We start from the raw sequence: 12,211 nt of genomic DNA, 5'->3' as shown, positions 1-12,211 counted from the left end.
GCTGCGTAGGTAATGACCTTAAATAGAATGACTGGATCGACTGCTGGTTTTCTCCCTTTGGAAGCGTATGCCTGTAGTAGTTCTCTATAATCCATCCTTTCACATAAGAGGCAGTGGAGCCGGACCGAATCATCCATAGGAATCATTTCTTCTACATCCATCGGTAAATATAATTGATAATTTGCTGCAGTTTGCGTATACTGGGTTTGTGTTATTTGTTTATTGGTCATAAATTAATAATACATGAGAACAGGCCCTTTGTGGTCTGTTTTTTTGTGTATACACAAAAAAGCTGTTACACAATCAATTACTTGATTGTGCAACAGCCCCAAATCATGTTTATCAATCTTCATCTATTAAAAGCCCCTTGTCTCTAATTGATTATGCATAACTCCTTTTCTGGCTACCAATAAAAGTACAAGAGCAACGATCGTCTCCGATACTGGTAGCGCAAGCCATACACCTGTAGTTCCTAATAACAATGGTAAGATGAGAAGCATAACAATTAATAAAATAAATCCTCGGAACAGCGTTATGCCCACTGATGGACGAACGTAGCCGATAGATTGATAGTATGTCATATAAATAAAATTTACTCCCATAAACAAGTAACCTAAGAAAAACAATTTAATTCCTCTTACAGCCAGGTTTTTAATTTCATTGGATTCGATCCCAAAAATAGATACAAGCAAATCCGCACCTAAGTAACCAATAACTAGAAATAAACCACCAAGCAGAAAACCGGTTAATTCTGCAATTTTCACCGTTTCTTTTATAGAAGTAAATTTTTTGGCTCCATAATAATAACTAATCATCGGTTGTATCGATGAACCTATACCGATAAATGCGAGTAACATAAAAGTATGCAAATAGTTAATTACTGAAAAAGCTGCCAGCCCATTTGTACCAGCATAATAAGCAATGGCAATATTATACCCCATTACAAAAATACCAATACCCGCTTCTGATAAAAAGCTAGGTAGACCAATGGCGCTTATTTGTTTCAAATCCGCCTTTTTCCAGACTATTTTTGTCAATTTTAGACCAGAGCCTTTTTTAAAAAAATGCAACGAATAAATGATTAAACCAATAAGTGTTGCCACTGAAGTAGCAATCGCAGCTCCAGTAACTTCCCATTCAAGGATAAATAACATTACGTAGTTTAAAATAACATTAACAACGGCTGCCACAATTAAACCGATCATCGCTAATTGTGGGTCACCATCATTTCGCACGAAAATACTTAAACATACTTCCAAAGCTAAGACTAATGAAAACAGAAACAAAATACGCATATAGTCTAAAGCATAGGGCAAAGTTTCTGCATTTGCTCCAAAGAGCCTTGCTAAAGGCTCCATAAATAGGAGACCAAAAACACTAATGCATAGACTTATTATCGTTACAAGCACGATAGAAATGGTATATAAACGCTTTGCTTTCTCTTTATCTCCAGACCCAACTGCAATGGAGTATAACGTTCCCCCACCAACACCAATTAATAATGAAATGGAAATGATAATTGAAAAAACAGGAACTGCTATATTTACACTTGCTAAAGCAAGGGAGCCTACACCATTGCCAACAAATATACCATCAATGACGATATTCACGGACATAAGCATCATACCTAAAATAGTAGGGAGAAAATACTGAAAAAAGCTCTTTTTAACAGGCTGACTCCCTAATTTTTGTTCAACTATGCTCATTACATCACCCCAATTCAAAGCTACTACTCTTATTCTAATTTCGTATTCATAAAAAGTCCATTTTAAATGACTAATTAAAAAATAGCACATGTGAGAGAACGATTGACCGGAATGCCGGTTTAACAACGTGACGACTGGGAAGCATCAACGAAAGATTTAGGAATCCTGCCACTAAAACAGGGGTTTGCCGATGTCAAGCGGTAAATCCTTGTATAGTCGACCATCCTCTTAGGCACGGATTGATGAAGACTTAGCTTAAGGCAATGGAATGAGATCGCCTAATTGTTGCAGCGTACGTAGCTAATCAGTTGTTTTCTTATCCTGAAGCATCTAATCTCCTATAATACAAAAAAGCGACATTTAATATGCCACTTTTTAATGGTCTAGGAAATTAGGAAATTATAAAATTTAGTAGCTGTGATAAACTTACTAAGTTATTTAGCCACGTCCGGCTCCAGCGCCCAGCAACTAAGCGACTTCACTCCATTGCCCCTAAGCTAAGTCATCATCCGTTCGTTCTAAATAGGAAGGCCGACTAAAGACGGGCTTGCCGGAGGGCGCCGGCATACTCCTGTTGCAGGGCATAATTCCTAAAGCTTTCGTTGATTCGTTCCACTCTCTACGTTGCTAACCGGGGCTCCAGCGCCTTTATTCTTAAGTCATTCTATTCACTAATTTTTTACACATATACATTGGATTAATCCAATAAATCTTTATTTTTCTTGTATGATTTTTTTAATGAAATTCGATCAAAAATAAAATAAAAACATGTAGCAAGTATCGATGGACCTACTATATCTAAAGCATCTATCCAATCATTTGGAATACCTTTTGAAACAAACATTATTATACTGAAAACAATTCCAAAACGTATCGATTGACTATACACCTTCCTTTTAGCTTTAATGTAATTAGCCTCTCCTGCAATTTCGGCATATTCCATTCCAGACAGAATATAACGTAAAAAAGTATAAAATAGAATAAAAGTAAAGATAAAAAATGCGGTCAAATATCCTTCCATATGCCAATCGAACCAACTGCCGGCGAATAAACATAGCATCAACAGGGTTGAGACAATAACAGCTGCCTCAGCTAAAATGGTTATTATTCGCATCTGCTTATATTCACCACCTTCCGGTAAAAAAACATATATAAAAGAACGTTTCACTTACGATTCCTCCCAAAATAAATCATCTAATGACTTTCCTAATTCATTGGCTATCGCAATACATAAGTTTAAACTTGGATTATATTTACTTTTTTCAATTAGGCCTATCGTTTGTCTTGTCGCATTAACTCTTTGGGCAAGTTGAGCTTGTGTTAACCCTTTCTCAACACGCGCTAATTTTATTTTATTTGCCATAATCCACCACCAAAAGTAATATATAACTAACAAAATGTTAATTATATATTACATTATAAACTTAAGTTAGTCAACTGCTTTTAAAATTATTAGTCCTTAGTTAGGCGTTTTTTCGATTAAGACTCACTATTGTATGTAGTTACTAAAATTAAATGTAAATGAGCAAGAATACAAAAGTATTTACATCCTGCTTTGCTTCCTGTTGTTATACACGTTATAAAATAGCTTATCTTCTATCTTCTTTGCCAGTGTGTATGGATCCCATGCTACATGTAAACCATAAAGTTTAAATAAAAAAATAAGGATAGAGAATCCCCCATCCTTAAAATTATTAAGCGCTTTCTTCTATCTAATAAATTTTAGTAGTTTTAGTAAAGCTTAGATGATCGAAAACACTATCCTTTTCTTTTGTGATAAACGACAGTATTTGATCTGTGTAAGAGTGTATAACTAAAACCCTCTTATAAAGAGATTATTTAAGTGCTATTGACTTATCTAGCCACAACTACTCACTCTTGAAGTGGTAGTTCTTACACACTTCTATTCGTAATAACCTACACTATTCAATAATAATATTGTTTAACTTCGTATTAACTGGGTTTGCCAATGTATCACCTACTGGGCAAGTATCTTCAATAAAAGCAACAAATTCTTCTACTTTTTCTTGAGGCGCATCCGTTTTTATATGAATATTGTAGCGAATTTCGGAATAACCTTTTCGTACATCTGCTTTATGCATAAAACCATCTGGGTCTAAGTCGCCTTCTAATTCAATCCATAAGTCACTAAATTCAATATTAAATTTTTTGGCAAAAACTCGTGCAACAATTGCTTGGCAAGCGCCAAGAGCACCAAGCACTAATTCTACTGGGTTCATTCCCGTATCTGTACCACCTAAGTTCTTAGGTTCATCGACTGTAATTTCAAAATTTCTTGATTTAACTTTAACTTGAACACCATCCTGCAGTTGAGCAGTGGCTCGAAATGTAGATTTAGCCATAATAATAACCACCTTTTCTAAATATTATTTATTAGGATAAATTAATTATACAACGTTAGCTTCAAATATTCTATAGATGAATTGTGAATCACTGAACATAACTGTAGATAAACTCAGTGCTTTTTGAGCTAAAAAATTGACAATGCCATCTTTTTCAAAAATTTATTAAGGTTCTTTGAATTAAAGCTTCATTAGGTATAAAGAGAAAGTCTACACGATTTTCTAACTGATAGAAAAAACACCACTCTTATTAAATTTTAAAATAGGAGCTGACCTAATTTATCTACTAGATCGCTCCCGTCTATTTAAACAGAGTAATAATTACAATTCACTTGATTAATTTTTTCAACTCTAAACGAACTAGCTTATTAGAAGCATTACGTGGTAAGTAATCTACCTCATGTATTTCTTTGGGGCGTTTATATGCAGCTAAATGTTCGGTTAAAAAACATTGTAGTTTCCCATGGTTGTACGTTTGATCCGTTACAATAAAAGCAACTGGAACCTCTCCCCATTTCGGGTCAGTTTTACCTGTCACACCAACTTCTTTAATACCCGGAAATCGTGCCAGTGTGCTTTCTACTTCGGAAGGATATACATTTTCACCGCCAGAAATAATTAAATCACTCCGCCTGTCAACCACATATAAGTAACCTTCCTTATCCAAATAACCTAAATCCCCTGTAGCTAGCCAACCATTGTGAAAAGCGTTTATTGTTGCAGATTCATTATTATAATAGCCGTTTGTAACCATCGGCCCTTTAACAAATATTTCACCAACTCCGTTTTCATCCGGTGTATTAATTTTTAATTGCGCCGGAAATAAAGGTTTTCCCGCAGAACCAATTTTCTTTAAAGCATCTTTAGCACTTAATGTAATAATTTGTGAAGCCGTTTCAGTCATCCCAAAAGATTGGAAAACTGGTACGTTTTTTTCTTTCGCTTGTTCCAACAAAGACTTTGGAGCTGGCCCTCCTCCTAATAGCATGCAACGTAAATATGCAGGATATGAATCATCCCCTAATTCTTCTAATAATTGCTGCAGCATAACGGTTACTACGGAAATCATTGTTATTTTTTTCGTTAAAATCGCATCATGTACTATTTTTTTGTTGAATTTTTCTAATAAATAGACAGTCATCCCATAGATAACACTACGTATCAGAATAGACAGACCACTAACATGGAATAAAGGCAATACAGCTAACCACTTATCTTCTTTTTGAATTCCAAGATTTAGTGCACTCCCTATCGCACTCCACCAATGATTTCCATATGTATGTATCACTCCTTTAGGAAAACCTGTTGTGCCAGATGTATACATCATCGTAAACGGCGTCTGCAAATTTATTTCTGTTGCTAATTTCACATCTTTTGGCTGTAAATGATTAACAGCAGTAAAAGATAGGCTTTGTGAGAAAGATATTTGTTCGGACAGAGGAGCTAATGATTCATCATAAAATAAGAATGACACTTCAGCGTCTTTCAATTGATAAGTCAATTCCTCACTTGTTAATCTACTATTTAGTAAAACAACTACTGCCTGCAAATAACTTAATGCATGAATGGCAACTACCATCTCCTGTTTATTCGTTGAAAGCACCGCAACATGAGTTCCGCTTGACACGCCTAAAGCAGCCAATTTTCTAGCATAATTCTGACTGCTTTTCTTTAGCTGTTGAAATGTAAGTGTACTTCCATTACCATTTTGAATTGCTATTTGCTCAGGTGATATCTCCGCCTGCTTAGTAAGCCAATGCGGTATTACTGTTTGCATATTAACACCTCTTTTCATTTTGCATTAGAGAAACGGCTACACAATCATTATTCAAATAGATAGTTACTTTCATAGAACGGGTTCATATCTGTAAGCCATAACCGGTTTCCTGATAGTGCAAAAAGCCCTTGCTTAGGATTGGAGCAAAGGCTTTTTGTATAGAAGTAGAGTAGAAAGCGAACCTACCTTCTTAATAAGTAATTCCGTCCATTAATTCATGCTGTTGAATACCGCAAACGTTCATTAAAAACTTTTTGTGCACTCTGTTAGCTCCTACTTAAAGTGTTATATATATCTTGTTATCTATTCTAAAAGTAGAGCCTTCCAGCACATCTTACATGGCGAACATATGTAAGAAGCTTAGAATTATACATGTACTTCAGCTACTTCCTTTAAAACAGTTTTTAAATTAAGGAAAGCGAGGAAACTTTTTAAAGTTTGGCTGCCTTTTTTCTTTAAAAGCATCTCTTCCTTCTTTTGCTTCTTCTGTTGTGTAGTAAAGCAGCGTTGCATCGCCGCCCATTTGTTGGAGTCCAGCTAGCCCATCTGTATCTGCATTAAAGGAAGCTTTTAGGAAACGCAAAGCGGTTGGAGATTTGGATAACATTTCCTCACACCATTGAATTGTCTCTTCTTCTAATTTTTCCAATGGTACAACTGTATTAACTAAGCCCATCTCATACGCTTCCTCAGCATTGTATTGACGGCATAAGTACCAGATTTCTCTTGCACGCTTATGACCGACCATTCTAGCAAGCAAGCCAGCGCCATAACCAGCGTCAAAACTACCTACTTTCGGACCAGTTTGTCCAAAAACAGCATTGTCAGCAGCAATTGTTAAATCACACACGACGTGCAAGACATGCCCACCGCCAATAGCATACCCAGACACCATAGCAACTACCGGTTTTGGAATTGTACGAATTAAGCGTTGCAAGTCTAATACATTCAATCTTGGCACTTGGTCACTACCTACATAACCGCCATGCCCACGTACTGATTGGTCACCACCTGAACAAAACGCCTTGTCCCCTTCTCCTGCTAAAATAATTGCACCAATGTCAGAATCATCTCTCGCATCCGCAAATGCATCAATCATTTCATTTACAGTTAATGGAGTAAACGCATTTCGCTTTTCAGGGCGATTAATCGTTACCTTGGCGATGCCATTATATTTTTCATAAAAAATTTCTTCATAATCTCTTACTTTTTCCCATTGTACTGCCACGATACTTCCTCCTTTAAAATGTATGTAAGCAGACATTTTATGATAAACTTTCTAAATGTCTACTTACTATTTTACCAAAAATATTTGGTTTCTCCACGTGAATTGCATGTCCAGCATCAGGAACCATATGATGCACTGCATTTGGCAAGATGCGAGACATTTTCTCCATAATAACACAATACTTTTGATCTAACTCACCAGTTATTAGAAGAGCAGACTTATTCATGGAAGCTAATTCATTCCAATAGGACCGCTGTGTACCTGTACCCATAAAACGGAGGGAATCAGCAAGACCAACAGCAGATTGACGCATGCGTTCTTTTCGAATTCTGGTTTGATTATTGATCGGCATTTTTTGTTGCGTAGAAAATAGGGGGATGTTTTCCCAATAGGAAACAAACCATGCTAGACCTTTTTGTTCTATTTTCTTTGCTAATTCATCATCTACTTGTTTTCGTTTTTGCCGCTCTATTGAATCTTCAAGACCTGGAGAAGTACTTTCTAATATTATACCGTTTACCCATTCAGGGTAACTTATTGCAAATGCAATGGCTGTTCTTCCACCCATAGAATAACCAAGCAGATGAACAGGTTCAAGCTGTAAATATTGCAATAGTGAAGCAATATCTCTGCAGCATGCTTCCATGGATTTATGTTTCGCGTTCGTCTTTCCATGTCCTGGAAGGTCAATCGTGATAACTTGCCATTCTTGCTTCCATTTCGTTATAAATGGTTGCCACGTTTGACTACTACCCGTAAATCCATGTAATAAAACAAGGGGATATCCTTCGCCATTTATTTTATACCAATACGTAGCATCATTTGTAGAAAAGTACACTATCTATTCCTCTCCTCCAAAATTTCCTGTTCAATGGCCTGCCACTTCGATTTGTGCCAGTTGGCATTTATGTCTCTATTTGTTTTCACTTCAATTACGGACAGACCTTCTCTATTGTAACTTTCAATGAGTTTCTGCTTCACATCCGCTTCTGTTTTTGCATGTACATAATAACCTCCATACATATGAACAACATACTTGAAATCGATATGTAAAGGTGTACCGAATAAAGCTTCAAAATGTTTTTTATCATCAGCCTGCGATAAAAAGGAAAATATTCCACCACCATTATTATTAATTAATAAAATAGTCAATGGCAATTGGTAATGCATCGCCGCATGCAGCCCATTCATATCATGAAAAAAAGATAAATCGCCTAATACAAGCGTAACTCTTACCCCAGCCGCACAAGCACCTAAACCAGAAGATACAACACCATCAATACCATTTGCCCCTCGATTGGCAAGCACTTCTATCTGTTTATCTGTTTTCCAAAAGAACGAATCTAAATCACGAACTGCCATACTGTTGCCTACAAAAATTGTGCTCTGGTTTGGAGTTGAATCCATGACAGCACGAATCGCTTCCCCTTCTCTAATTTCACTATCTGATTGATCATTTAAATGCTTCTTCGCAATGTCATTAAATTGCTTCCACAATTGCAACCATTCTTTTGATGTGGTTTCAACCCCTGCATTTGCTAAAGCCTCACAATAAATAGTTGGTTCTGCAAAAATAAACGTCGTCGGGTTATTGGTTGGTTCGCGGAAACCTTCATCATTTTCAACGACCATTTGAAGTGCATCCTGGTGTTGCTTCAAATAGAAAGAATAGGCTTTCGAAACAGGCATGGCCCCAAAACGAATAATAAAATCAGGCTTTAGTTTTTCGCGAACGGTTTGATTACGCAGTAGCGCATCATATCCTTCAATAATTTCATCAGAAACATGAGCTCCAGATCGAACTTGCGATAAAGGGTCAGCTAAAATAGGAAGTCCCCACTTCTCAGCAAGCTTCGTAACCGCAACTGGAAAATCCAAATCTGTTTGCGGTCCGCATACAATAACCCCTCTTTGCTTACCTGCTAATTGACGCAAAATTTCTTCCACTTGCTGTTTAGGCAAATGCTTTTTCCCTTCAAACGTCGGTAATATGGGACTTGTACAGGAAATATCATTTATTTCCCATACATCATTAAAACTAAAATCCACCATTAATGGTTCACGAAAAGGAAAATTCAAGTGAACAACTCCTTGATTTCCTTCCTTCGCGATATAGTAAGCGCTTGCCGCTTTATTTCGCACATAATGTAGCATGGCAGTTCCTGCTTCTGGAAGTGCCATTTCATGAAACCATTTCACAAAATCCCCATACATTTTTATTTGATCAATTGCTTGAGGCGCGCCTATTCCTCTTAATTCATGTGGCCTGTCAGCAGTTAACACGATGAGTGGAACTCGACTATGATAGGCTTCCACAATTGCAGGATAATAATTGGCTGTCGCTGTTCCAGAAGTACAAACAAGCACAACAGGACGTTTCGATTTTTTCGCAAGTCCTAACGCAAAAAAAGCAGCCGACCTTTCATCAATAATAACCCAATCCTTTATTTCTTTATGCTCAGCCAATGTTAACGCTAATGGCGTTGACCTAGATCCTGGAGAAATAACAGCGTCTGTTAAACCATTAGCAACTAATTCATCGACAAAATTCGTCACATATCGTGTCAAAACTTCTGTATGGTTCATGGTTGTCCTCCTAAAACAGTCAGCATTGGTGAAAATTTTATTTCGGTTTCCGCAAATTCTTCTTCTGGATCTGAGTCCTTCACGATTCCACAGCCAGCAAATAAAGAAGCTTCATCTTCTTGGATTAATGCTGAACGAATAGCTACAGCAAATTCCCCATAGTTATTACTGTCTAACCAACCGACTGGCGCGCCATACCAGCCACGATCTAACTGCTCATTATTTCGGATAAAAGTCATAGACAAATCTCTGGGAACTCCTCCTAATGCAGGAGTGGGATGCAATTCTTTAATGACATTAAAAATGGTATAACCATCTTTAAGTACTCCCGTAACAGGTGTATATAAGTGCTGTAAATTTTTTAATGGATAAACTACTGGTGTATCTGGTATTTGCACATCTGTACAATATTTATTAATGCCTTGCTTTATCATCTGCACAACAAAGTCATGTTCTTCTCTATTTTTAGGATCTTGGAAAAGCATAGCAGCAATACGTTGATCTTCCTCCTCCGTAGCGCCTCTCGGAGCAGTTCCTGCCAAACAGGTTGATAACAACTTCTTATTCTCTACCCTTACTAGTCGTTCAGGAGTAGCGCCTACAAAGCAACTATCACTTTGTTCAAAAGCAAAAATATAACTATTTGATTGTTTATCAATTAAATCACTTAGCACTTGACTAACATCAACTTGCTTACTAAACGTAAGTCGCATTTCTCTTGCAAGTACAATTTTATCCATTTGCTTTTGCTGAATCTCTTGCTTCGCTCTTTGAACCGTATTTTTCCATTGTTCTGGAGCAATCATCTTTTTATGAATGATTTTGGGTAAGTCAAGCTGCTCTTTTGCAGTTTGAAACAACTTTGTTTCCACAGTTTCTATCGCTTTCAATAGCTGAATCGGATGGTCATCTTTGCATACTTTTATGTTTATCGTTAAATAAAAATCACTATTATTTTTTGTCAATATATATTCTGGAATTTTAAATTGAAGTCTTGGAAAATCATTCCACAGGTCCGTTCTAGGTTTCTTTGGGTCAAAGTCTAGCCCACCTAAAGTCACTAACCCTGTTCCTGGAGCTTTAAACGGATTATAGACCCATACATCATCTATTAATTTTTTCCATGTTTCTTCTATATATTGAAAACGATCTTCATTCGCATTTATTTCAAACACATTGCCAACACCGACAACGGAAAATGCATCCTTTGTACTCATCCAAAAACAACGCTCTTTATTTAGCTTTGCAGCAGATGCAAAGAAGAGAACGGGATCTTGTGCTTCTACTCGTTTCGTAATACTTACAAGTTGTGCGCTTTGCTTTAATCCCATCTGGTTAATAGCCTCACGCAAAAGTTCTTCAACTTGCTGACCCTGTACTTCTATCATTTCAATTAACCTCCGCCTCACAATGACAAACTTTCTACTTCATTTTATTCTCTTTTACGGTTATTCTCAAGGAAATCAATCGCAAGCGTTGACACTATATCGTAATTTCCATAGAATTAATATGATTCATGTCCCATGCGCCTTAACAAAACGATTGTTAGGTCTTTGATACTACCAATATATTGCATTCAAATAAAGGGAGGGGGAAAAATATATGCATTCATCTAATAAAGTAACCGTAAAACAAGCGCTCAATGAAAGGGATGGTTTACAAATATGGTGGAGGCTATTACGTCCTCACACATTAACTGCTTCATTCGTACCAGTATTTGTTGGCTCAATGCTTGCTTTTCATGAAGGGCATATGAATCTACTACTTTTCTTAGCCATGCTAATTGCTTCTATGCTTATTCAAGCGGCGACAAACATGTTTAATGAGTATTATGACTTTGTAAAAGGTCTTGATAATGAAGGTTCTGTTGGTATTGGGGGTACAATCGTACGAGATGGTATTAAACCGAAAACAGTACTAAACTTGGCATTAACCTTTTTTGGAATGGCAATGCTACTTGGTCTTTATATTAGTGCAACTTCTAGCTGGTGGATTGCAGTTATAGGTTTAATATGTATGCTTTTCGGATATTTATATACAGGAGGTCCTTTACCCATCGCCTATACTCCATTAGGCGAATTATCTTCAGGATTCTTGATGGGAACTGTGATTATCGGCATTAGTTATTACATTCAAACAAAAACCATTACTGCAGAAGTGTTGTTTGCTTCCATTCCAATTGCAATTTTTATCGGCGCTATCTTACTTTCTAATAACATTAGAGACCTAGAAAATGATAAGGAAAACGGACGCAAAACATTAGCAATTTTATTAGGGAGAAAGAATGCTATCGGGTTTCTAGGACTAATGTTTATAGTTGCCTTCGTAATTACCGCATGGCTTATTATCGAAAACATCTTTCCAATTTGGTCATTAATTACCTTTATAGGGGCAATTAAAGCTGTAGATGTTATTCTAAAATTTAAAGGTAAAACACAACCACTTGAAATGATGCCAGCAATGGCTGCAACAGGTAAAACCAATTCTATTTATGGGATATTATTAGGAATTTCATTATTTATCAGTACGTTTGTGAATTAGGGGGGTACTA

At 36.6% G+C, this 12,211-nt stretch carries 10 protein-coding genes and 1 pseudogene; 1 reads left to right on the top strand and 10 read right to left on the bottom strand.

All coding sequences use genetic code 11. From position 1 onward, the window contains the following. The 10 genes and pseudogenes from BUB45_RS19625 to BUB45_RS14380 form a co-directional block, all read right to left on the bottom strand. Positions 1–230, bottom strand: a pseudogene (locus tag BUB45_RS19625) (hypothetical protein); the annotation flags it as partial. A 126-nt stretch (positions 231–356) separates the two neighbouring features. Further along, a complete protein-coding gene (locus BUB45_RS14420; RefSeq protein ID WP_073011073.1) occupies positions 357–1,706 on the bottom strand; it encodes an MATE family efflux transporter in 1,350 nt (449 codons plus the stop codon). Between the two features lie 697 nt (positions 1,707–2,403). Next, positions 2,404–2,874, bottom strand: coding sequence for a hypothetical protein (locus tag BUB45_RS14415; protein ID WP_073011070.1), 471 nt, complete (start codon positions 2,872–2,874; stop codon positions 2,404–2,406). After that, a complete protein-coding gene (locus tag BUB45_RS14410) occupies positions 2,875–3,069 on the bottom strand; it encodes a helix-turn-helix transcriptional regulator (RefSeq protein WP_073011067.1) in 195 nt (64 codons plus the stop codon). A 559-nt stretch (positions 3,070–3,628) separates the two neighbouring features. Further along, on the bottom strand, positions 3,629–4,069 hold the full coding sequence (locus BUB45_RS14405) for an OsmC family protein (protein ID WP_073011065.1): 441 nt from the start codon (positions 4,067–4,069) through the stop codon (positions 3,629–3,631). Between the two features lie 328 nt (positions 4,070–4,397). Then, the gene (locus tag BUB45_RS14400) at positions 4,398–5,846 is read right to left on the bottom strand and encodes an o-succinylbenzoate--CoA ligase (RefSeq protein WP_073011062.1); all 1,449 of its coding nucleotides are present in this window, start codon (positions 5,844–5,846) and stop codon (positions 4,398–4,400) included. 409 nt (positions 5,847–6,255) lie between these two features. Then, positions 6,256–7,110, bottom strand: a complete 855-nt coding sequence (menB, locus tag BUB45_RS14395; RefSeq protein ID WP_170861763.1) for a 1,4-dihydroxy-2-naphthoyl-CoA synthase — start codon at positions 7,108–7,110, stop codon at positions 6,256–6,258. A gap of 1 nt (position 7,111) precedes the next feature. After that, a complete protein-coding gene (gene menH, locus BUB45_RS14390; RefSeq protein ID WP_073011059.1) occupies positions 7,112–7,912 on the bottom strand; it encodes a 2-succinyl-6-hydroxy-2,4-cyclohexadiene-1-carboxylate synthase in 801 nt (266 codons plus the stop codon). Then, entirely contained in the window at positions 7,912–9,660 is a 1,749-nt protein-coding gene (menD, locus tag BUB45_RS14385; RefSeq protein ID WP_073011056.1) for a 2-succinyl-5-enolpyruvyl-6-hydroxy-3-cyclohexene-1-carboxylic-acid synthase, read from the bottom strand. The genes menH and menD overlap by 1 nt, the downstream gene beginning before the upstream one ends. Then, positions 9,657–11,048, bottom strand: a complete 1,392-nt coding sequence (locus BUB45_RS14380; RefSeq protein WP_073011053.1) for an isochorismate synthase — start codon at positions 11,046–11,048, stop codon at positions 9,657–9,659. The genes menD and BUB45_RS14380 overlap by 4 nt, the downstream gene beginning before the upstream one ends. A 214-nt stretch (positions 11,049–11,262) precedes the next feature. Here BUB45_RS14380 and BUB45_RS14375 point away from each other — a divergent pair, with 214 nt between their 5' ends. Next, entirely contained in the window at positions 11,263–12,201 is a 939-nt protein-coding gene (locus BUB45_RS14375) for a 1,4-dihydroxy-2-naphthoate polyprenyltransferase (protein WP_073011051.1), read from the top strand. The last annotated feature ends 10 nt before the right edge of the window (positions 12,202–12,211 follow it).

Source organism: Virgibacillus chiguensis, from assembly GCF_900129865.1.
Lineage (GTDB): Bacteria > Bacillota > Bacilli > Bacillales > Amphibacillaceae > Virgibacillus > Virgibacillus chiguensis.
Note: the sequence above shows the minus strand (reverse complement) of the source record. Positions and strands in the feature narration are given on the sequence as shown.

Coding starts and splice junctions, on each gene's coding strand:
- BUB45_RS14420 (WP_073011073.1), bottom strand. CDS start 1,706: ATGAGCATAGTTGAACAAAAATTAGGGAGTCAGCCTGTTAAAAAGAGC.
- BUB45_RS14410 (WP_073011067.1), bottom strand. CDS start 3,069: ATGGCAAATAAAATAAAATTAGCGCGTGTTGAGAAAGGGTTAACACAA.
- BUB45_RS14405 (WP_073011065.1), bottom strand. CDS start 4,069: ATGGCTAAATCTACATTTCGAGCCACTGCTCAACTGCAGGATGGTGTT.
- BUB45_RS14400 (WP_073011062.1), bottom strand. CDS start 5,846: ATGCAAACAGTAATACCGCATTGGCTTACTAAGCAGGCGGAGATATCA.
- menB (WP_170861763.1), bottom strand. CDS start 7,110: ATGTCTGCTTACATACATTTTAAAGGAGGAAGTATCGTGGCAGTACAA.
- menD (WP_073011056.1), bottom strand. CDS start 9,660: ATGAACCATACAGAAGTTTTGACACGATATGTGACGAATTTTGTCGAT.
- BUB45_RS14380 (WP_073011053.1), bottom strand. CDS start 11,048: ATGATAGAAGTACAGGGTCAGCAAGTTGAAGAACTTTTGCGTGAGGCT.
- BUB45_RS14375 (WP_073011051.1), top strand. CDS start 11,263: ATGCATTCATCTAATAAAGTAACCGTAAAACAAGCGCTCAATGAAAGG.